We start from the raw sequence: 21,795 nt of genomic DNA on the forward strand, positions 1-21,795 counted from the left end.
TGTCATTAAAAGAAAAAATGAGAAAGACCTCCTTTGAGATACTCTACGTATTCTTCATTTAGTATAGCATGTTCTAAAAAAACCGTTCAAAATTTTCCCAGAAAAAAGCACAGCCCTTCACCGAAATCTCTGCCTTTGCATGGCAGGAGGACTGCTTTTTTCCCGAAGCGATGGCTTCTATAATCCTAACAGTTGTTTTTTCTTTAAGGCAAATTCTTCTTCAGTCAAAATTCCTTCATCGACCAACATTTTCAGTTCGCGAAGATCAGCAATGACCTGTTCCGTCGGGGTTACAGTTGGTCGCGGGGGCAGTATCGCATGCTTACGGGGGAAGTTAGTGAGATAGCGCTGTATGATCCGAGCAATCAGCAGGTCTTTTTCGGCAAAGCAAAGGGAGTGGTTTGGTTCCGTCCTTCTGCGAGAATGGGTTTCTCTGATTGCCCCACCGCCAATATACAGTTCCAAGAAGCCATTGCCTTTCCAAAGACCAGATTCGGCAACTTCTTTCAGACTGACACTGGTGATCTGGGGAATCTGCAAAACCTGCTTTTCTTTCTTTTTGTAGTCGATGATCGTGAGGGTATCTTCTGCGATGATCCAAGCATCACGATAATGATAAGACAGTAATTTGATTTTACCAGCCTCTTCATCCACGTAACTTTTGGCTGATTGTCCGCCAAGTGCTGCCAAATGATCCGTTAAAAATTCATAGGCTTTTTGGGCATCGATTCGATTGGTGAAATAAAGCAGATGAGAATTACCTGGTACCTGCAGTCGGAGGTAGTCCACTTAGAGACCTTTGCCTATATGTAATTCCACATCGGCAATTTTTGCCATGGGAATCTTTTCATCTGGGATTTTTGGATGGGTATGGTTTATCAAAACACCTTTACTGGTAATAAACCAGCGACAACTAGCCTCGTGTTTGCGATTCTCTCGATATTTTTTTGAATAAAGAATGATTGGCGCCTCACGATTTTCATTCATATTTCTCGTCAAAGTGTTTGCCTCCTTCATAGAAATAACTAACTATTTATTCAATTATACAACAAATATAATCTTATTTATTTTTATTATGAGTAAAATCTAGGTGAATGATCGTTTGGAATTTTTTCTCTATTACTTTTTCAGAAAAATTAGTATAGCAGCAATTGACAAGGAAGCGGTTTCTTGGTATCTTAGATGTACGGACAACTTTTGAAAGATGGGATGAAAATGGCGAATAAGTACGAACAACTAGCGGATATCTTAAGAGAAAAGATCCGCTTAGGCACCTATCAAGAAGGCGATGCGATCCCTTCAGAAGCAACCTTACAGGAAGAATTTCATTATAGCCGCCACACGGTGCGCCAAGCGATCGCTGTTTTGGTCAATGAAGGTTATTTAAGAAAAGAACGGGGCTCAGGTACCTACGTTTCAAAACCTGAGACTGTCAATCATAAAAACCGCAAAACGATTGGGATCATCATGACCTATTTGTCTGATTATATTTTCCCATCGATCATGCGTGGCGTGGAGCAGACATTGCGGGAGCAAGGCTACTCACTGCTTTTAGGCTCAACCAACAATGACCATGAGCAAGAAAGAGCGTGCTTGCAGCAAATGATGGATCAAGGGGTAGACGGGTTGATCGTTGAACCAACTAAGAGCAGCCAGTACAACCCGAATCTTGCCTATTATGTCGCCCTCCAAGAAGCTGGGATTCCTCTCGTCATGATCAATGCCTATTACGAAGAACTAGACTTGCCGCATATTTGTGTCAACGATACACGTTCTGGTTTTTTAGCAACCAATTATCTATTAGAACAACAGCATCAGCAGTTGATGATGATCACGAAAATCGATGACTTACAAGGGAAATATCGGATGAAAGGGTTTGTCAAAGCGTTGACCCAAGCCAAGCGGACGTTTGCAGCAGAAGACGTCTTGACGTATACGACGGAGACGAAAGAAGCCGTTATTGAACAAGCGATCCAGCGCTTGACGGCTGCCGATAATCAAGTCACAGGCATCGTTTGTTACAACGATGAGATCGCGCATCGTTTGATTCAAGCATTGACGGCTGCTGGGAAGAACGTTCCTACTGATTTTTCGATCGTAGGAAACGATGACTCGCCCCTTAGCACCTTGTCCACACCGACGATCACCACACTGACTCACCCGAAAGAAGCGATGGGGGAATTGGCAGCACAATGGATCACTACAGGTAAGGCAACAGAAGCACAACACTTTTATTTTGAACCAGAGCTGATCGTTCGCGGTTCAGTCAATAACCAAAAAGGAGAGTAAGAAGATGACGCAACAAGTAAGGCAAGCAATTATTGACGGGCGCACGTCTCTTGGGATCGAGCTAGGCTCGACACGGATCAAAGCTGTCTTGATCGATGAGCGGTTTCAGACGATCGCTTCTGGCAGCTTTGAATGGGAAAATCAATTGGAGCAAGGGATTTGGACCTACTCGCTAGAAGCGATTTGGCAAGGACTGCAAGCCAGCTACCAAGAGTTGGCGCACAATATCCAGCAGCAATTCGAGGTACCTTTGACGACGATCGGCAGTATCGGTTTTTCTGCAATGATGCACGGCTATATGGCCTTTGATCAGCAAGGCACGCTGTTGGTCCCTTTTCGGACATGGCGCAATGCAATCACGGAAGAAGCAGAAAAAGCTTTGACGGCATTGTTCCAATACAACATCCCGCAGCGTTGGAGTATCGCGCACTTGTATCAAGCGATTTTGAATCAAGAAGCTCACGTACCAGAGGTCGCTTTTTTCACTACCTTAGCCGGCTATGTCCATTGGCAGCTGACAGGGGAAAAAGTTATCGGAATCGGTGATGCATCTGGGATGTTCCCAATCGATAGTACGACAAAAAACTATGATGCGAATATGCTGCAGCAATTTGATGCGCAAATCAGCAGTCAGGGGTATCCTTGGCAGATCAAAGACCTTTTGCCACAAGTGTTGACAGCAGGCGAACCAGCCGGCACATTGACGGCAGAAGGCGCAAAAAAACTCGACCCAACCGGTACCTTGCAAGCCGGCATCCCGTTATGTCCGCCAGAAGGCGATGCGGGCACTGGCATGGTTGCCACGAATAGTGTGGCACAGCGAAGCGGGAATGTTTCAGCCGGGACGTCGGCTTTTGCCATGATCGTCTTAGAAGAACCCTTAACGCAAGTGTATCCAGAGATCGATTTGGTCACGACGCCTTCTGGTGATTTGGTGGGGATGGTCCATACGAATAACTGTACCTCGGAGATCAATGCCTGGGTCAAACTTTTCCGCGAATTTGCCGACGCAGCTGGAATGAAACTTTCCACGGAAGAATTGTTTGCGACCTTGTTCAACGAAGCATTGAAAGGGGATTCAGAATGTGGCGGGATGCTTTCTTATGGCTATTATTCTGGTGAAAATATCACTAAGATCCCTGAAGGACGGCCGCTTTTCGTCCGATCGCCAGAGAGTTCTTTTACTTTAGCAAATTTCATGCGCTTACATCTGTTTAGTGCCTTTGGTGCGATGAAGATCGGGATGAAGATTCTGGAAGCCGAAGACGTCGCCATTGATCGAATCGTTGGTCACGGGGGGATCTTCAAGACGCCAGAAGTTGCCCAACGTGTCTTGGCAGCTGTCATGGAAGCCCCAGTCACGGTCATGGAAACGGCTGGTGAAGGCGGCGCCTGGGGGATCGCCCTTTTAGCAGCATACCTTCGCCGTCACACGCCAGAACAATCCTTGGCCGCATTTTTAGCAGATCAAGTATTTAAAAATGACCACGGCGTGACGTTAGCCCCGACAGAAGCCGACATTCAGGGGTTCACCGTCTTTACTCAACGTTACCAAGCAGGGTTGCCGATCGAGCAAGCGGCAATCGATGCGTTGATTTAAAAAGAAAGAAGGGAATTTTGTGTTAGAAGGATTAAAAGAAGAAGTCTTTCAGGCCAATTTGGCATTGCCGAAGCAAGGATTGATCAAATACACCTGGGGCAATGTGTCAGCAGTGGATCGCCAACAGCAGTTGTTTGTCATCAAACCTAGCGGTGTTGACTATGAAACCATGCAAGCCAGTGATATGGTGGTTTGTGATTTTGAGGGCAACGTAGTGGAAGGAGCGAAAAATCCTTCCTCCGATACGCCAACGCATGCCGTTTTATACAAAGCATTTCCAGAAATTGGTGGGATCGTCCATACCCATTCTACTTGGGCGACGAGCTGGGCTCAGGCAGGACTCGATCTGCCAGCGATGGGCACGACCCATGCCGATACGTTTTATGGAGCAGTCCCCTGTGCCCGCTTTTTGACGCAAGCCGAGATCGATGAAGGCTATGAAGCACAAACAGGACAGGTGATCGTCGAAACCTTTAAGGAACGCGGCATCACGCCAGAAGAAATTCCTGGTGTCTTGCTTCACGGTCATGGACCGTTTACCTGGGGCAAAACGGCGGATGCGGCGGTGATGAACGCAGTTGTCTTAGAAGAAGTCGCTAAGATGAATTTTATCACGCGCCAGCTCAACAGTTACGCACCCGAATTGCCGCAGCGGGTCTTAGACAAACATTATTTACGCAAACATGGAGAAAATGCCTATTACGGGCAAAAATAACGAAAAAGGAGCAAGTAGAATGTTAGAAATCGGGAAAAAAGAATTTTGGTTCGTCGTAGGATCACAGCACTTATATGGAGAAGAAGCATTACAAGAAGTACGGGATCATGCAGAAGAAATGGTCAAAAGCTTAAATGACAGCTCAAAGCTGCCTTATCCAGTTGTTTTACAAGAACTCGCTGTTACTGCCGATACGATTACGAAAATCATGAAAGAAGTCAACTATCGGGATGAAGTCGCTGGGGTGATCACCTGGATGCACACCTTCTCACCAGCAAAAATGTGGATTCGCGGCACGAAATTATTACAAAAACCATTGCTGCACCTTGCCACTCAATACAATGAACAAATTCCATGGGAAACCATCGATATGGACTTCATGAACTTGAACCAAGCGGCTCATGGTGACCGAGAATATGGATTTATCAATGCCCGTTTGAAAAAGCAAAACAAAATCGTTGTCGGCTATTGGAAAAATGAAGCCATCCAAAAAGAAATCGCTGCTTGGATGGACGTGGCAGTCGGCTACAATGAAAGCTTCCAAATCAAAGTCGCTCGTTTTGGCGACAACATGCGTAACGTTGGGGTGACCGAAGGCGATAAAGTCGAAGCACAGATCCAATTTGGCTGGACCGTTGATTATTTTGGGATCGGCGATTTGGTTCAAGTCGTCGATGCGGTGACTGACGAAGAAGTCGATGCACTCTTTGAAGAATACAGCCAGCTGTATGATTTCGATTATGGCGATTACGACAAAGAAGAATGGGCACGTCATGTCAAAGCCCAAGCCAAACAAGAAATCGGTCTGCGCCGCTTCCTTGAAGCAGGCGGCTATACGGCATTTACCACGAACTTTGAAGACCTATATGGTATGCAGCAGTTGCCTGGTTTAGCTGTACAACGTTTGATGGCAGAAGGCTATGGGTTTGCTGGTGAAGGGGACTGGAAAACCGCCGCTATTGACCGCTTGATGAAAATCATGGCCCACAATAAAGCGACTGGCTTTATGGAAGACTATACCTATGAGCTGACACCAGGAAAAGAAGCCATCTTGCAATCCCACATGATGGAAGTCGATCCAGTATTAGCAGTCAACAAACCAAAAATCGTGGTTTCGCCATTGTCGATGGGGGATCGTGAAGACCCAGCCCGACTCGTCTTTGACGGCCAAGGCGGCGAAGGTGTCGTGGTTTCGATGGCAGACTTTGGCACCCACTACAAATTATTGATCAATGAAGTCGATGCCTTTGAGCCAACTGAAGAAGCACCAAAACTACCGGTTGCACGAGTAATGTGGACACCAAAACCAAACTTCCACGATGGGGTCAAACAGTGGATCGAAACAGGCGGTGGCCATCACACCGTTGTCTCACTTGTCCTAAATTCTGATCAGATCGAAACATGGGCGAAGCTTGTGGGATTAGAATACGTAACGATCAAATAAGTACCCAATCACAAAAGAAACCGTTGGCGATGGTCGGCGGTTTCTTTGCGTTTTTCTTAAACTTTCTTGCCTTCTAGCTGCAAAGTGCGGATAAGCAGACCCCTGAAAGCACCAGCAATCAGCAAAATTGACTTTTAAATATAGGGGGCATAGACTTTTATGTAAGAGTGGAACAATGGACTAAAAGGAGGAGCACAATGAAGACAACCTACGATACACCAGAGTATTATCAGAAAATGAACGCTTGGTGGCGAGCAGCCAACTACCTTTCCGTTGGTCAGATTTATTTGAAAGACAATCCCTTATTGCGCCGCCCCATCGAAGAAAAAGATTTGAAAGTGAATCCGATTGGTCACTGGGGAACGATCGCAGGGCAAAATTTTATTTACACCCATCTCAATCGCGTCATCAATAAGTACGACTTAAACATGTTTTATATCGAAGGACCAGGCCATGGCGGACAAGTCATGGTTGCGAATGCTTATTTAGACGGCAGCTACAGCGAGATCTATCCAAAAGCCACCAAAGACGAAGCAGGGATGAAACATCTATTCAAAACCTTCTCTTTCCCAGGTGGGATCGCTTCTCATGCGGCACCTGAAACGCCAGGTTCGATCCATGAAGGCGGCGAGCTAGGCTATTCCATCGCCCACGCTACCGGAGCTATTTTAGACAATCCCGATGTCATTGCAGCAGTAGTGGTCGGTGATGGCGAAGCCGAAACTGGACCATTAGCGGGCAGCTGGTTTTCAAATACCTTTATCAATCCAGTCAATGATGGCGCAATTTTGCCTATCTTGCATTTGAATGGCGCCAAGATTGCCAATCCAACGATTTTGGCTCGTAAAAGTGACCAAGATCTCACGAAATATTTTGAAGGCATGGGTTGGACCCCTTATTTCGTAGAAGGGGACGATCCAGAAGCCGTTCATCCGCAATTGGCACAGAAAATGGATCAAGCCATCGAACAGATCCACGCGATCCAAGCAGAAGCCCGCAAAGGTTCTGCGGAAGAAGCCGCTATGCCTCATTGGCCTGTTTTGATCGTTCGCACACCGAAAGGGTGGACTGGACCGAAAGTCTGGGATGGCGAGCCGATTGAAGGGGGCTTCCGTGCCCACCAAGTACCGATCCCTGTCAATGCGAAACATATGGAACACGTGGATGCTTTGACGGATTGGCTGCAGTCATATCGTCCAGAAGAGCTTTTTGACGAAAACGGCCGCATCAAAGCTGAGATTCAAGAATTGGCACCAAAAGGAGAGCAGCGGATGGCGGTCAACCCAATCACCAATGGGGGGATCGATCCGCAACCGCTACGCTTGCCAGATTGGCAAGCACATGCCATTGCGATCGAGACACCAGGGGAAACGACTGCCCAAGATATGATGGTCTTTGGGAAATTTGCCCGTGACATCATCAAAGAAAATCCCGATAACTTCCGCATCTTTGGCCCAGATGAAGCCAAATCCAATCGGTTGAACCATGTGTTTGAAGTCACGGACCGCCAATGGTTGGAGCCAAAACATCCTGATTATGATGAATGGCTGTCTTCAGTGGGCCGTGTGATTGATTCACAATTATCAGAACATCAAGCAGAAGGCTTCTTGGAAGGCTATGTGCTGACGGGTCGTCATGGCTTCTTTGCCAGCTACGAGTCATTCTTAAGAGTCGTTGATTCTATGATCACGCAACACTTCAAATGGTTACGAAAAGCCCATGATCTTGACTGGCGCAACCCGTATCCCTCATTGAATTTGATTGCTTCATCAACGGTCTTCCAACAAGACCATAATGGGTACACCCACCAAGATCCAGGGATCATGACCCATATTGCAGAGAAAAAAGCCGACTTTGTGCGGGTCTACTTGCCAGCCGATGCCAATAGCTTGATGGCTGTCATGGCAGAAACACTCGCTTCTGAAGAAAAGATCAATCTAGTGGTCTCTTCAAAACACCCACGCCCGCAGTTTTACTCGGCGGATGAAGCGAAAGTGCTTGTCAAAGATGGCTTGAAAGTCATCGACTGGGCATCGACAGATGAAGGACAAGAACCCGATATTGTGATCGCAGCTGCTGGGACGGAACCGAATTTGGAAGCTTTAGCCGCTGTTTCCTTGCTGATTGAAGCCTTCCCAGAGTTGAAAGTCCGCTTCATCAATGTGGTCGATCTATTGAAATTGCGTCGTCCAGAAGTCGATCCTCGTGGGTTGAGCGATGAAGCATTCGAAGCCTACTTTACGAAAGACAAACCGATCGTGTTTGCTTTCCACGGATATGAAGGACTGATTCGCGACATTTTCTTTGGCCGTCGCAACCAACAGCTTCATATTCATGGGTACCGAGAAAATGGCGACATCACGACACCGTTTGATATGCGGATCCTTTCTGAATTGGATCGCTTCCACTTAGCCAAAGACGCCGCCGAATGGGTCTATGGAGAAAAAGCAACGGACTTTGCCCAAAAAATGGCAGACACCGTTGCGTATCACCATGACTTTATTCGAGAAAACGGCTATGATATCGCCGAAGTCGAAGAGTGGGAATGGAAACCATTGCGTTGATTTATTCTCCACAACACCAACGTAAGACAATTTAAGAATAAAAAAAGCACAAAAGAAACAAAACGATCCGCAACAGGGTCGGGACACCTTACTAAGGAAGCCCGACCGACTGTCTGCGGATCGTTTTTTTTAAAAGACGTCGAAACCGTAATTTTTGATATGCTGCTTCAACAAGGCGAGATAGTCCAAAGCCATCTCACTCAGTTCCATTTTCTTGTGTTTGAGGTAACCTAGGGTCATCGCATCATCGACCTCCAAAGGGATCGCAACGATTTTTTCATCATTCAGCTCACTGCTGATGATCCCAGAGCTGATGGTATAGCCGTTGAGACCCACCATCAAATTGAAGATCGTGGCACGATCGCTGATGCGGATGTGTTTTTTGCGCTGTAAAGTGCTTAAGATCTCTTCAGAAAAGTAGAAGGAATTGGTTTCCCCTTGTTCGTACGACAAATAGGTATATGGTTCCAAATCAGCTAATGTGATGCTTTTTTTCTGAGTCAGGGGATTTTCTCGGCCGATGAAGACGTGGGGTTTGGCTTCAAACAAAGGAATGAATTGCAGGTCTTTTTCGTGGATCAAACGGGTGAGGACCGTCGTGTTGAAATCATTTAGATAAATGACCCCCAATTCGCTCTTAAACGTCTGGATATCATCCAGTACATTTTGTGTCTGGGTCTCTCGCAAGGTGAATTGAAATTCATCCTCCCCTAACTGTTTGACCAGCTCCACGAAGGCGTGGACGACGAAGGCATAGTGTTGTGCGGAAACACTGAAAACATGCTTGCGATGGCTGTCTTTGCGAAAGCGTTCGTCCAAGAGATTGACTTGGTCTAAAACATTTCGAGCATAGTTGAGAAAGGAACGGCCATCATCGGTCAAGGTCACCCCTAATTTACTGCGGTAAAACAGCTGCAGATCATACTCTTTTTCCAACTCTTTCATGGCTTGAGAGAGGGAGGGCTGACTGATGAAAAGCTGTTTAGCGGCTTCATTGAAAGAGCCAGTTTCTACGATTTTTTCCAAATATTCAAGCTGCTGGATACGCATGGGATGCAACCTCCTTTTTGTGTTATAGGTATTGCCTATGGAATATATAAGTTTATAAGTATTATCTATAGTATAAGATGTTTGCTAGAATAAATCTAACAATTTTGAAAACTTTGTATAGGAGGTATGGATATGGCAACAGACAAATTTCAGCTTGTGGGGTCATTGTTACGACCACAAGATTTATTGGACTACAAAAATCAAATCGAGCATCGGGAGGACATCCGCTACCCGTTTTATGATGCGTTTCCTGGCTACCAAGAAACGGAAGCAAAAGCGATCGCTGACATCATTGAAGCGCAAAAAGAACACGGCATTACAGTCATCACAGATGGCGAACATGGCCGCTCGATGTGGCACCTGGATTTTCTCTGGGGATTAAAAGGCGTTGAGCGCTATATCTCCGATCATGGGTATGCCTTTGAAGATTTGGACGGTGGACATTTTGAAACGCGTAAAGACATCGGCATCCGGATCACAGAACCATTATCTGGCAAAAACCATCATTACTTGACATTGTTTAAAGAAACCAAACGCCAAGCTGGCGACCTGCCAGTCAAAATCACCGTCTGGGGGGCTGCCCACGCGTTTACCGAGCTGACTGTCTTTAACGACCTCGTTGGTGAAGGTCAGGTGTATCCAACGAAAGAAGCCTTGCGGGAAGGGCTGCTTAACGCCTACAAGGAATTCTTGCAGGAATACCGAGAAGCCGGTGGTGAGATCGTTCAGTTCGATGATTGTTTATGGGAACTATTTGCTGAAGACAATGACAAGAGCTTCTTCACCCAAGGCAATGACGGCTTAGAAGCGTTAGCCGATGAATTCGTGGCGATCAACAACGAAGTCGCTGATTACGCCCACGAATTAGGATTAAAAGTCTGGACCCACAATTGTCGCGGCAATTACCAAAGCCGCGCGGCAGCCAGTGGTACCTACAAAGCGATCGCCGAAAAATTCTTACGTGATCAGCATTATGACCGCTTTTTCCTGGAGTGGGACGATGACCGTGCCGGTGATATCTCGGCTTTAGAAGCGCTGAAAGATCGTTCAGAAGTGGAAGTTGTCTTAGGCTTATTATCCAGCAAAACCGCCACATTAGACGATGAAGAGCGAGTGATCGCCTTATTAGACAAAGCCAGCCAAATCATTCCTAAGGAGCGGCTTTATCTTTCTCATCAATGCGGCTTTGCCTCTTGTGACTGCGGCAATGAGCTTTCGACTGAGCAGCAATGGGCAAAAATCAAGCAAGGGCAAGCCTTAGCTGAAGCATACTTCGGTTAAGCAGTTGCGTCTTCTTTTCCCTGAATCTTCCTCTCGAAATCGATGTATTAGACAAAGTTTCGAAAATTTCAGAAAAAATGTTTGACATTTTCTTTAAGAGCGAGTAAAGTAAGACACAACTTAATGAAACAGACATCGAAAAGAAGAGTAGCAAGGCTTGCTGTTTGAAGAGAGTCTCTGGTTGGTGCAAAGAGATAACGCATGGTTGTGAAACACATCTTGGAGTCGTTTTTCCGAAAGAAAAGTAGGAGAGACCGGGTTTGCCCGTTACAGCAGCAGTCATTGATTGATGACTTTCTGAGTTCAGTTGCTGTGAAGCACTGATAAACAAAGGTGGAACCGCGTTGATAACGTCCTTTAGCTGTAATGGCTAGGGGACGTTTTTTTTTCTCTTTTTTTGCGGCTCACCGAAAACCGAAAGTGGAAGGATCACAAAGACTGCACGAGGCCTTTTCCTGTGAAGGAAAGGCAAATTGAGGTGGAACCACGTATCTAGCGTCCTCTGGCAAATGCCAGTGTGCGCTTTTTTTGTTTTTCTTTTTTAGAAAAATGAAACTTGCCAGTTGCCCTCACCAGCCAACGCACAGCGCCACATAAGCGTCGGAGTAAGCCGTCGCTAAGCTGTTTTTCTGCCAAGCGAAATTGAAACCTATCAAGGAGGAAGTCACCATGTTTGAGTATTTAGTCAATGTTATGCCCCAACTAATTTCAGGAACCGGAATCACCGTTAAATTGTTCGCACTGACCTTAATCGGGTCCATTCCCTTAGGCATCTTGTTTGCCTTTGTTTTAGCCAGTCGCCTGCGTATTTTGAAATTGATCGTGCAAGTCTACGTTTGGTTGATGCGAGGAACGCCTTTATTGCTGCAGTTGATCTTTGTTTTCTACGGTCTGCCGATTTTAGGGATCGTCTTTGATCGCTTTGAAGCAGCCTTGATCGCCTTTATCATCAATTACGCTGCGTATTTTGCTGAGATTTTCCGTGGGGGGATCCAATCGATTCCAGCCGGACAATACGAAGCTGCGAAAGTCTTGCGTTTATCCCCAATCCAAACGATCCAAAAAATCATCATCCCACAAGTTGTCAAGATCACCCTGCCATCTGTCGGCAATGAAGTCATCAATCTTGTCAAAGACACATCCCTCGTCTACATCTTGGGCTTGTCAGACGTGATGCGAATCGGAAAAATCGCCATGGAGCGAGACAGTACCTTGCTTCCGTTAGTTGGGGTCGGCTTGATCTACTTGGTGATGACGGGCGTCTTCACGTTATTGTTAAAACAAATCGAGACCAAACTGGACTATTACCGTTAGGAGGAACCACATATGTTAGAACTAAAACAAGTATCAAAATCATTTGGCGCCAAAAAAGTCATCGATCAGCTAGACCTGACGATCGAAGACGGCAGTATCTTAGCGGTGGTCGGTCCTTCCGGTGGCGGGAAAACCACCTTGCTTCGGACACTGGCTGGGTTAGAAACGATCGATTCTGGAAGCTTTTTACTGGATGGCAAAGCCTTTGATCCCACCGACACAAAAGAACAAGAACAAGTCGTCGGTGTCGTCTTCCAAGACTTCCAATTGTTTCCCCACTTGTCGGTTTTTGAAAACATCACTTTGGCACCAAAAATGGTGCTAAAACAAGACAAAGCCGCGTATACAGCAAAAGCCGAACAGTTGGCAGAAAAACTAGGGTTAAGTGACCTATTAGCCCAATACCCCTTCCAGTTGTCCGGGGGGCAGCGGCAACGGGTGGCTATTGCACGAGCGATGGCGATGAATCCCAAAGTGTTGGCCTATGACGAGCCTACCAGCGCCTTAGATCCAGGCTTGAGACAGCAAGTCGAACAGCTGATCTTGGATCTGAAAAAAGAAGGAGTGACCCAGATCGTGGTGACCCATGATTTGGTTTTTGCCGAAAATATCGGCGATCAATTATTAAAAGTAGCAGGAGAATAAGGGGGAGAACAAAATGAAAAAATTACTATTAACGGGAATCGCAGCAGCAAGTGTATTTTTATTAGGGGCGTGCGGCAGTAGCAATGACACCACAACCAGTGCCGCTGACAAAGAAGAAGTGATCGTCGGCCTAGACGATACCTTCGTACCGATGGGCTTTAAAGACGACCAAGGCAACATCGTTGGGTTTGATGTGGATTTAGCCACAGCGATTTTGGATCTAACAGGAACCAAAGTCAAATTTCAACCAATCGATTGGTCCATGAAAGAAACCGAACTAAGCAATGGCACCATCGATATGATCTGGAACGGGTATACCAAAACCGCAGCTCGTGAAGAAAAAGTATTGTTTACAGATACTTATATGGAAAATAAACAAGTCTTGGTCACAGCGAAATCAAGCGGCATTACTAGCTTCGATGATATGGCGGGCAAAGTCTTAGGTGCCCAAGAAGGTTCTTCTGGTTATGAGACCTTCAATAACCAACCGGAAGTTTTGAAGGATCTTGTAGACGGCAATGACGCAACCTTGTATGCCAGTTTTAATGAAGCCTTTATCGATCTAGAAAACGGTCGGATCGACGGTCTTTTGATCGACCGCGTCTACGCAGAATATTATTTGACTCAAACAGGCAAAACCGATGACTTCAACGAAATCGAAAGCCCTTTTGAAGCAGAAGATTTTGCTGTAGGTGTGCGTAAAGACGATCAAGCCATGGCAGATAAAATCAACGATGGTTTGAAAGAATTGCAAGACAATGGTACCTTTGCTGAAATCTCTGAAAAGTGGTTTGGCGAAGACGTCACACCAAACTAAAAACAAGTCAACAAGAGGCACTGGCTGCTTAGCAGCTGGTGTTTTTTTCATCATTTAAGAAATTTTCGCTTAAATTCCAACAGCTAACCAAAATTTCTCACAGGAAAACTTTTGTTCGCCTTCTTTTTTCGTTATAATAGGGAAAGATGAAAAGAGGGATAGAAATGGCGCAAAAAAAACGCGCAAAGAAACGCAAAACAAAAAAACAACAAAAACAGCAAGAGAAATTAATGCTGGTCGGCGTCGGCCTGCTCTTTGTCTTGTTTTCGATATTTGGCTTTTTCCATTTAGGTTTTTTAGGAACCTTGATTGCCAACGGGTTTCGGATCGTTGGCGGAAACACGTACCAATTTTTGAGTGTTGCCCTAGCTGCTTATGGTGTCTGGTTAGCGATCAAAACGACCGATGCTCGGTTTAAGAGCATTCGGCGAGTGATCGGCTGTGTATTGGTGTATTTTGGTTTACTGATCATCCTCCATGCGCAAATCTTTAGTAATGTGGTGGGAGAACAAGCCAATATCTTCCAAACGACGTGGATGACGCTGTTAGGCGATATCCGGCGCAGCCAAGTGACCCAAAATGTCGGGGGCGGAATGATTGGCGCCATGCTTTATGGGGCGACCTATTTTCTTGTTTCCCAGATCGGCAGCTACATCATCGCTGTTTTACTCATGCTGATCGGGGCGTTCTTGTTCAGCCAAATGAGCAGCCACGAGTTAGTGGAGCACCTGCAAGTAGCTGGTGACAAGCTGCAGCGGTTGTTAGAAGGCTCTCCAGAAAAGCAAGCCGAACGAGAAGCCCGCAAAGCGGAACGAGCAGCAGAGAAACAAGCGGCGAAAGAAGCCAAAAAAGAAGCCGAGCGAGCAGCAGTCATGGCGGAGATCAAAGAAAAGAATCAAGTCCGACCAATGACAGAAGACGAAAAATCAGCAAAAGAACAGCAGATGCAAGCGCCAGCTGATTTTGAACCAGAGCAGCTGAGCTTTGTACCCATCGACCACTTCCAAGAATTGCCGCAAGCGGCGGCACCAGAGGCCGCTCAAGCACCGCATCCAGCAGGAAACAAACCGGGACCAAGCAAAAAGGTCAACGAAGACGGGGAGATCCTCGATGACGATGGTGAAGTATTGGAATTTGAGATTTCGGAAGAAGCTGAAAATCGTGATTATGAATTGCCTTCAGCGCAATTACTCGATTCGATCCCTTCAACGGATCAAAGCAGCGAGTACAAAAAGATCGAACAAAATATTGGTGTGTTAGAAACCACCTTCCAAAGCTTCGGCGTTGACGCAAAAGTCGTCAAAGCTAGCTTAGGACCAGCAGTAACCAAATTCGAAGTTCAACCAGCAGTAGGGGTCAAAGTCAGCAAAATCGTCGGGTTGACCGATGATATCGCCTTAGCCTTGGCCGCCAAAGATGTGCGGATGGAAGCGCCGATCCCAGGGAAATCATTGATTGGGATCGAAGTTCCAAACAGCGCAGTCAGCATGGTTTCATTCCGAGAAGTGATCGAAGCCCAACCAGATCATCCAGATAAACTATTAGAAGTACCTTTAGGACGCGATATTTCTGGCCGTGTCCAAACGGCAGACTTAACGAAAATGCCCCATCTCTTGATTGCCGGATCGACCGGGAGCGGGAAGTCCGTAGCCATCAACGGCATCATCACCAGTATTTTGATGCGGGCAAAACCCCATGAAGTCAAACTGATGATGATCGACCCGAAAATGGTTGAATTAAATGTTTACAATGGGATTCCCCATCTCTTGACACCCGTTGTGACCAATCCTCGCAAAGCGGCGCAAGCGTTGCAAAAAGTGGTCAAGGAAATGGAAGAACGCTACGAAAAATTTGCGGCAACTGGGGTCCGAAATATTACTGGCTACAACGATTTAGTAATCAATAAGAATTTAGAAGATGGCGAAAATCGTCCGATCTTGCCATTCATTGTGGTGATCGTTGATGAGTTAGCTGACTTGATGATGGTTGCTAGCAACGAAGTCGAAGATGCCATCATTCGTTTGGCACAAATGGCGCGGGCAGCTGGTATCCATATGATCTTAGCAACGCAACGACCAAGTGTGGATGTCATTACAGGGATCATCAAAGCCAATGTTCCATCACGGATGGCGTTTGCTGTTTCCAGCGGTGTCGATTCTCGGACCATCATTGATGGGAACGGGGCCGAAAAACTGCTGGGCCGCGGCGACATGCTGTATCTGCCGATGGGTGAGAACAAACCGATTCGGGTCCAAGGGGCCTTTATTTCCGACCAAGAAGTCGAACGAGTGGTTGAATTCGTGACAGATCAGCAAGAAGCCAATTATGAAGAAAAAATGATGGTCACTGAGGAAGAAACGAGTGCCGGCAGCAGCGGACAACCGCAAGATGAGCTGTTCGAAGATGCCAAAGCCCTTGTGGTGGAAATGCAGACCGCCAGCGTTTCTCTCTTGCAGCGACGTTTTCGCATCGGCTATAACCGAGCGGCTCGGTTAGTGGATGAATTAGAAGATCAAGGCGTCGTTGGCCCTTCTGAAGGCAGCAAGCCACGGAAAGTCTTGATCGAGCCGCAACCAGAAGACATTCCTACCTTTGATGAATAAGGAGAACACCAGACCAATCCAATGAGAGAAAGGCGAGATAGCAATGAAACGCAAACACATTCTTTACCGTGATGTTGCCGATAAGCTCAAAGAAGACATCATGTCGGGTCGCTACCCGATTGGTTCATTTTTACCGACGGAAACAGAATTGGAAGCTACCTTCAATGTCAGCAAGATCACTGTCCGCAAAGCCATCGAATTGTTAGCGGCAGATGAGTATGTGGAAAAACGCAGCGGACGTGGGACGACGGTTTTAAGCAATCGCCCCTACAACAAGCTGTCAAAAGGCACGACGTTTAGCCAATTGCTTGAAAAGACCGGCAAGGAATACACAAAGAAAAACCTCAGCTATGAATTAGTCGAACTTGCGCCTGAACACCCTGCGTATTCTTTGATGGGCAAAGAAGTCATGCGTTTACGTCGCATGTACTATTTTGACCACCAACCTTTTATTTACTATGAGTACCATTTGCCAAAGCAACTAAAGGGAACCTCCATCGAGGTCTTTGAAGAAAAATCATTGTATCGCCTATTGGATGAACATCGAATGATCATCGATCGCTTTCAAGATGCGTTTGTGGCAACGACGTTGACTGAAGAGCAACAGAAGTTTATGATCACGCCGGAGGTCGCTGCCTTGAAACGAACCCGTTATTCGTATGATCTACAAGGAGAAGTGGTAGAATATACAGAAGGGATCTATAACACTGCCTTGCATCCGTATATGATCGAATTTGAAGCCTAGTCATTGATTAGGCTTTTTTAGCAAAAAGTGGTACCAAAATCAGAAGTGGAGCGTGAAATACATGAGAAAAATCGCCTTTTTAGGAGCCGGTAACATGGCAAAAGCTATCATTAATGGCTTGATTGCAGCAAAGCTGTATGAACCAGCAGAGATCTTGGTTTATAACCATCGCTACGAGCCGACTTTGGCACAATTAGAAAAAGAAACCGGAATCACTGGGACAACTAAGCTGGCGGATGTCACAGAAAAAGCAGAGATCTTCGTCTTAGCAGTCAAACCTTTTGTCTTTCCCCGCTTGCTTGCTGATTTAAAAGCAGGATTGACTGAGGAACACTTGCTAGTATCCATTGCCGCGGGTGTGACGATCGCGCAAATGGAAGAAATCATCGGTGCGCACAAAATCGTGCGGGTCATGCCAAATACCCCCGCACTTGTCGGCGAAGGGATGTCTTCTATCAGCCCCAACGGTCAAGTAACGGAAGCCGAAGCCAACGAAGTCAAACAACTTTTTGAAAGCCTTGGGAAAGCCGAGCAAGTACCAGAAAGCATGATCGATGCAGTCATTGGTGTCAGTGGTTCTTCGCCAGCCTACACGTATTTATTCATTGAAGCTTTGGCAGATGGAGCAGTGGCAGAAGGTATGCCGCGGCCGATGGCGTATGAATTTGCTGCTCAAGCGGTATTAGGCGCAGCGAAGATGGTACTAGAGACGAAGGAACACCCAGGTGTTTTAAAGGATCGTGTCAGCTCGCCTGGGGGCACAACGATCCAAGCAGTCAAAACCTTAGAGGAAAATGGCTTTCGTGCGGCTGTCATCAAAGCAGTGCAAGCAGCTGCTGACAAAAGTCGGGAAATGTCTTGATACCCAGTGAGTGAGGGAAAAATCTTAGCAAAACGAAGGAGCGTTTATGAAAGAACTTTTGATTTTTGATTTTGATGGATTGTTAGTCGATACTGAAAAAGTCTATTTTGATGGGTGGTTGGCTCTATTTAAAAAGTATCAGCTTCCGATTACAGCCGCTGATATTTTTGGTTGGCGTGGTCAAAGTTGGCAACAGACGGCTAGTAAATTAGCCGACCTCGTAGGCGGTCAGCAGCGGGTGCAGGAATTACGAGCAGAACGGGAAGTCTATATTGCCCAGCAAATAACTGATGGCACCTTCAAAACTAAACCCTATGCGAAAGAAACCATCGCATTGGCTAGGGAGAAAGGCTTCCAAACGGCACTAGCCACCTCGACGATGAAAAAAAGAGCCTCTGAATTGTTGGCGCATTTCGATTTGTTGCAGGCCTTTGACTATCAGACCTTTGGCGATGATGTCTCCGCCCATAAACCTGATCCCGCACCTTACTTGCTGACTTTAGAAAAAGCGCAAGTCGCAGCAGAAAAAGCATTAGTCATGGAAGATTCTCTTGTGGGAGCAACAGCTGCGACACGTGCGGAGATCGATGTCGTGTTGATTCCCGATCAAAGTTTTGATCAAGTCTACTCCCCAGAAGAGAAGGCCGGACTTCAGTTATATGGCGAAGCCACCTCACTGAAATATGTGTATGATTTATTGACAAAGGATCAACTGAAATAACACCTAAAAAAGCTTCCTTTTCGTTGCAGAAAAAGGAAGCTTTTTTTGTGAAGAAAAGACCGGTAAAAAAACAGTTCAAAGGATATGAGTGGTTTGTTTTTCGCCATCATGGTAAAGTTAAAGAAAGTTTAACAATAAGCGAAAAAAAACAAAAAGTAAAGGGGTTTCATTTTGACAAAAACGTCCATTTGTCAAAAGGACTTTTCTTGGTCGATCGTAGCCTTTGGCGGCGGGGGAAAAACATGGTAAATTATCCTTCGACGAAGAACTAGTGGGGGAAGAAAAAAATGAATAAACTAAAGAATGTTTTCTATTTATATAAACTGGACTGGAAACGAATTTTCAGCAATCCAATCTCTGCATTTTTGATCATTGCCTTAATGATCTTACCCTCGCTTTATGCGTGGTTCAATATCAAAGCACTTTGGGATCCATATGGCAACACCAGTGAATTGCCAATCGCCGTGTATAGTGCGGATAAAGGGGCAGAATTTCAAGGCAAGCATATCGATATCGGTGATGAAGTCATCGACACCCTCCATGACAACAAACAGTTAGGCTGGCGTTTCGTGGATTCAAAAGAGGACTTGGTAGAAGGAGTCAAATCAGGAAAGTATTACGCTGGTATTTATCTGCCAGCTGATTTTTCAGATGATCTGATCAGCTTTACCAGCGGGACAATTGAAAAACCGACCATTGAGTATTACAGCAACCAAAAAATCAACGCCATCGCACCAAAAATCACCGAGAAAGGAGCCAGTAGTCTTCAAGAAGAGATCTCACAGAACTTTATTGAAACCGCCAGCTCTACGTTAATAAAAGTCTTCAATGAAATCGGCTATGACATTGATTCCAACTTAGTCAGCATCAACAAAGTCAAATCCATGATCTTAGATACCGATGACAATTTGGCTACGATCGACGGTTATACGAAAGAGATCGTCACCTTGCACGATAAGTTTCCAGAAATCAAGGAAAAGATCGCAAAAGCCGAAGAATTTACCGATTATATCCCGCAAGTGGATGCTATGGGGGAAAAACTGATTGGCCTAAACGATAAGCTGCCGACATTGAAGAAAGAAGCCAGCATCATTTTGACCTTGCAAGAGAAGATCCCAGAGATCCAAAATGCCGGCAAACAATTGAAGATGATCGATGATGATTTTGATGACATTGCCAGCACCATGACGGACGGCATCGATACCGCCAAACAAGGACTGCAAGTCATCGAACAAGTTCAAGCAGCGTTACCACAGATCGAACAACTAGGCGACCAAGCCGCCAGCTTCGCCACAGCGACCAAAGATGGGGCGCAACAGTTCAAAGATGCCTTGCCAAGTATCTCTAGCAGTGCGCAAGTGACGATTGATTCAGTTAAACAAGTTGCTTCGACAACTGCTAAATGGTCGAAGGCTCTGAATGATTCAATCGATCAGGATCAGTTGGACCAAGATCGAGAATCAATTTTACAAACGATTGATGGGTTGCAGCAAAGTATTCAGCAACAACAAAGTATGCTAGATGCCTTAATTGCATTTTTAGGAAATATTGAAGGCTCAGCTGAAAATGCCCAAATTCAAGGTGTGATTGGGCAGTTAAACGATGTAAAAGGGCATTTGACAAATGTATCCCAGCAATTAGCAGGCGCTAAAGAAGCTGTTCAAAAGGGCAACGTCAGTGAAGTGAAGAGATATCTTAGTGATATAACTACCGCAGCTGAAGAAATAGAAAGCTTGTTGGGACAAATAAATGTACCATCTATAACTAAAACCATCAACGACATCCTAACCAAACTAATCGAAACCATCACCACAGCCGAAGATGTCTTGAAAAAAGCCCAAGAAATCGATTTTGACTCGTTGCTGTCTTCCACCAAATCAGTGGTCAGCAATGCCGTGACGATTTTGGAAAAATACCAAAAAGAATTGCCTGCCATCAAGCAAGAATTGCACGATGCCAATACGATGCTGAATGGTCATATGGATGAAATCGTCAATGCCATCAACAAAGGAGCCGACCTGTACAACAACGAATTGCCAGTTGTCGAAGAAAAATTAGGGCTGGCCGTAGACTTCTTGCAAAACGATTGGCCAACCATCAAATCAGAAATCAGTTCTACGATGGCGATGGTGGATGAAAAACTGCCAGAAGTTGAAAAAGCCTTGGATGCGGCTGTTGATTTAATCAATAACGATTGGCCAAGTATCAAAGCAGGCATCCACAAAGCCGCTGATGCGATCCGAGCAGGAGAAAATGAAGTCGATCTCGGGGAAGTCATCAAATTATTGAAACTTGATGCCACGGATGAAGCCGACTTCTTCAAACAACCAGTGGAATTAAAAAGCAATGAAATCTACCCAATCGCCAACAATGGTTCAGCTAGCACACCATTTTATACCGCATTGTGTTTGTGGGTAGGGGCATTATTGTTGTCAAGTGTCGCTACAACGGAGTATCATTTAGAGAAGAAAGACAAAAAACGCTTTACACAACGTGAAACCTTTGTGGCACGGATGCTGACGTTCTTGACGATGGCAGTCGCCCAAAGTTTGATCGTGACCCTAGGAAATATGTTTTTATTAGGCGTCGATGTCCACAACCCTGTGTACAGTGTCTTCTTCGCATTACTCGTCGGACTCGCCTTTATGATGATCGTCTATGTACTGGCGGGACTGTTCGGCAACCTCGGGAAAGGGATCGCCATCATTATTTTGGTTCTCTCCATTTCAGGTGGGGGAGGAAACTACCCAATCCAAGTCTCTGGGAAGTTCTTCCAATTCATTAATCCGCTACTGCCGTTTACTCATGCGGTCAATCTGTTAAGAGAATCAGCCGGTGGGATCTATTGGCCAAATGCTATCCCGCAGTTGATCATTTTAACGATTTTGTTCCTAGTCTTTGGGATCGTCGGTACGTACGCGTATCCTTATCTAGTCAACTCTACGAAAAAACTAAGTGACATTTCCAAAGAGAGTCATTTCTTCCACTAAAATCTTAAAGCAGAAAGAGCATTTGTTCTTTCTGCTTTTGTGCCATCACGTGAAATTTCTAATAATCAAAAGAGGGAAAAAGGGTCGTTTTTTCATCTGATTTTCATTGACTTTTCGCGGTTACAAGAGTAGCATACAGTCTTGATAATTCAATA

General features: G+C 45.7%; 16 protein-coding genes, 1 pseudogene and 1 other annotated feature. Of the genes and pseudogenes, 15 read left to right on the forward strand and 2 right to left on the reverse strand.

Features of this window, described 5'->3' with window-relative positions:
- Positions 1 to 177: 177 nt before the first annotated feature.
- Positions 178 to 1,017, reverse strand: a pseudogene (locus tag IGI94_RS02120) (SHOCT domain-containing protein).
- A 165-nt stretch (positions 1,018 to 1,182) separates the two neighbouring features.
- Here IGI94_RS02120 and IGI94_RS02125 point away from each other — a divergent pair.
- The 5 genes from IGI94_RS02125 to IGI94_RS02145 all read left to right on the forward strand — a co-directional run bounded on the left by IGI94_RS02125 (position 1,183) and on the right by IGI94_RS02145 (position 8,612).
- Positions 1,183 to 2,289 (forward strand): GntR family transcriptional regulator, encoded by a 1,107-nt coding sequence (locus tag IGI94_RS02125; protein ID WP_005232233.1) that lies wholly within the window; start codon positions 1,183 to 1,185, stop codon positions 2,287 to 2,289.
- Between the two features lie 4 nt (positions 2,290 to 2,293).
- Complete coding sequence (locus tag IGI94_RS02130; RefSeq protein ID WP_016619664.1) at positions 2,294 to 3,889, forward strand: xylulokinase; 1,596 nt, start codon at positions 2,294 to 2,296, stop codon at positions 3,887 to 3,889.
- A 19-nt stretch (positions 3,890 to 3,908) separates the two neighbouring features.
- Positions 3,909 to 4,604, forward strand: a complete 696-nt coding sequence (locus IGI94_RS02135; RefSeq protein ID WP_008376133.1) for an L-ribulose-5-phosphate 4-epimerase — start codon at positions 3,909 to 3,911, stop codon at positions 4,602 to 4,604.
- Between the two features lie 19 nt (positions 4,605 to 4,623).
- The gene (gene araA / locus IGI94_RS02140; protein WP_074535327.1) at positions 4,624 to 6,048 is read left to right on the forward strand and encodes an L-arabinose isomerase; all 1,425 of its coding nucleotides are present in this window, start codon (positions 4,624 to 4,626) and stop codon (positions 6,046 to 6,048) included.
- A gap of 197 nt (positions 6,049 to 6,245) precedes the next feature.
- Positions 6,246 to 8,612 (forward strand): phosphoketolase family protein, encoded by a 2,367-nt coding sequence (locus tag IGI94_RS02145; protein WP_438899369.1) that lies wholly within the window; start codon positions 6,246 to 6,248, stop codon positions 8,610 to 8,612.
- 129 nt (positions 8,613 to 8,741) lie between these two features.
- Here IGI94_RS02145 and IGI94_RS02150 read toward each other — a convergent pair whose 3' ends face one another.
- Entirely contained in the window at positions 8,742 to 9,662 is a 921-nt protein-coding gene (locus tag IGI94_RS02150) for a LysR family transcriptional regulator (RefSeq protein ID WP_005227268.1), read from the reverse strand.
- A 126-nt stretch (positions 9,663 to 9,788) separates the two neighbouring features.
- Between IGI94_RS02150 and IGI94_RS02155 the strand changes: the two genes are divergently transcribed.
- From IGI94_RS02155 to IGI94_RS02200, 10 genes are all read left to right on the forward strand, one after another.
- The gene (locus tag IGI94_RS02155) at positions 9,789 to 10,943 is read left to right on the forward strand and encodes a cobalamin-independent methionine synthase II family protein (RefSeq protein ID WP_438899370.1); all 1,155 of its coding nucleotides are present in this window, start codon (positions 9,789 to 9,791) and stop codon (positions 10,941 to 10,943) included.
- Positions 10,944 to 11,069: 126 nt separating this feature from the next.
- Positions 11,070 to 11,304 (forward strand) — a binding site (T-box leader).
- Positions 11,305 to 11,612: 308 nt separating this feature from the next.
- Positions 11,613 to 12,257 carry an amino acid ABC transporter permease gene (locus IGI94_RS02160; RefSeq protein WP_005232226.1) on the forward strand — a complete coding sequence of 215 codons (645 nt, stop codon included), beginning with the start codon at positions 11,613 to 11,615 and terminating at the stop codon, positions 12,255 to 12,257.
- A gap of 12 nt (positions 12,258 to 12,269) precedes the next feature.
- A complete protein-coding gene (locus IGI94_RS02165; RefSeq protein ID WP_005227272.1) occupies positions 12,270 to 12,902 on the forward strand; it encodes an amino acid ABC transporter ATP-binding protein in 633 nt (210 codons plus the stop codon).
- A gap of 13 nt (positions 12,903 to 12,915) precedes the next feature.
- Positions 12,916 to 13,719 (forward strand): amino acid ABC transporter substrate-binding protein, encoded by an 804-nt coding sequence (locus tag IGI94_RS02170; protein WP_373192455.1) that lies wholly within the window; start codon positions 12,916 to 12,918, stop codon positions 13,717 to 13,719.
- Positions 13,720 to 13,883: 164 nt separating this feature from the next.
- The gene (locus IGI94_RS02175; protein ID WP_086332951.1) at positions 13,884 to 16,322 is read left to right on the forward strand and encodes an FtsK/SpoIIIE family DNA translocase; all 2,439 of its coding nucleotides are present in this window, start codon (positions 13,884 to 13,886) and stop codon (positions 16,320 to 16,322) included.
- Between the two features lie 43 nt (positions 16,323 to 16,365).
- Positions 16,366 to 17,067, forward strand: coding sequence for a GntR family transcriptional regulator (locus IGI94_RS02180; protein ID WP_005232219.1), 702 nt, complete (start codon positions 16,366 to 16,368; stop codon positions 17,065 to 17,067).
- Between the two features lie 61 nt (positions 17,068 to 17,128).
- Complete coding sequence (gene proC, locus IGI94_RS02185) at positions 17,129 to 17,929, forward strand: pyrroline-5-carboxylate reductase (RefSeq protein ID WP_008376116.1); 801 nt, start codon at positions 17,129 to 17,131, stop codon at positions 17,927 to 17,929.
- Between the two features lie 46 nt (positions 17,930 to 17,975).
- Positions 17,976 to 18,650, forward strand: a complete 675-nt coding sequence (locus IGI94_RS02190) for an HAD family hydrolase (protein WP_438899371.1) — start codon at positions 17,976 to 17,978, stop codon at positions 18,648 to 18,650.
- Positions 18,651 to 18,697: 47 nt separating this feature from the next.
- Positions 18,698 to 18,922, forward strand: coding sequence for a hypothetical protein (locus tag IGI94_RS02195; protein ID WP_438899372.1), 225 nt, complete (start codon positions 18,698 to 18,700; stop codon positions 18,920 to 18,922).
- Between the two features lie 15 nt (positions 18,923 to 18,937).
- Positions 18,938 to 21,640 carry a YhgE/Pip domain-containing protein gene (locus IGI94_RS02200; protein WP_005232214.1) on the forward strand — a complete coding sequence of 901 codons (2,703 nt, stop codon included), beginning with the start codon at positions 18,938 to 18,940 and terminating at the stop codon, positions 21,638 to 21,640.
- Positions 21,641 to 21,795 lie beyond the last annotated feature (155 nt).

This window comes from Enterococcus sp. AZ149, assembly GCF_051714285.1.
Lineage (GTDB): Bacteria > Bacillota > Bacilli > Lactobacillales > Enterococcaceae > Enterococcus_D > Enterococcus_D entomosocium.

Excerpts from the sequence above, each read along its gene's own strand:
- IGI94_RS02190 (WP_438899371.1), top strand. The coding sequence starts at position 17,976 with ATGAAAGAACTTTTGATTTTTGATTTTGATGGATTGTTAGTCGATACT.
- IGI94_RS02170 (WP_373192455.1), top strand. The coding sequence starts at position 12,916 with ATGAAAAAATTACTATTAACGGGAATCGCAGCAGCAAGTGTATTTTTA.
- IGI94_RS02125 (WP_005232233.1), top strand. The coding sequence starts at position 1,183 with ATGTACGGACAACTTTTGAAAGATGGGATGAAAATGGCGAATAAGTAC.
- IGI94_RS02165 (WP_005227272.1), top strand. The coding sequence starts at position 12,270 with ATGTTAGAACTAAAACAAGTATCAAAATCATTTGGCGCCAAAAAAGTC.
- IGI94_RS02175 (WP_086332951.1), top strand. The coding sequence starts at position 13,884 with ATGGCGCAAAAAAAACGCGCAAAGAAACGCAAAACAAAAAAACAACAA.
- IGI94_RS02160 (WP_005232226.1), top strand. The coding sequence starts at position 11,613 with ATGTTTGAGTATTTAGTCAATGTTATGCCCCAACTAATTTCAGGAACC.
- IGI94_RS02130 (WP_016619664.1), top strand. The coding sequence starts at position 2,294 with ATGACGCAACAAGTAAGGCAAGCAATTATTGACGGGCGCACGTCTCTT.
- IGI94_RS02180 (WP_005232219.1), top strand. The coding sequence starts at position 16,366 with ATGAAACGCAAACACATTCTTTACCGTGATGTTGCCGATAAGCTCAAA.
- araA (WP_074535327.1), top strand. The coding sequence starts at position 4,624 with ATGTTAGAAATCGGGAAAAAAGAATTTTGGTTCGTCGTAGGATCACAG.
- proC (WP_008376116.1), top strand. The coding sequence starts at position 17,129 with ATGAGAAAAATCGCCTTTTTAGGAGCCGGTAACATGGCAAAAGCTATC.
- IGI94_RS02155 (WP_438899370.1), top strand. The coding sequence starts at position 9,789 with ATGGATATGGCAACAGACAAATTTCAGCTTGTGGGGTCATTGTTACGA.
- IGI94_RS02200 (WP_005232214.1), top strand. The coding sequence starts at position 18,938 with ATGAATAAACTAAAGAATGTTTTCTATTTATATAAACTGGACTGGAAA.
- IGI94_RS02150 (WP_005227268.1), bottom strand. The coding sequence starts at position 9,662 with ATGCGTATCCAGCAGCTTGAATATTTGGAAAAAATCGTAGAAACTGGC.
- IGI94_RS02145 (WP_438899369.1), top strand. The coding sequence starts at position 6,246 with ATGAAGACAACCTACGATACACCAGAGTATTATCAGAAAATGAACGCT.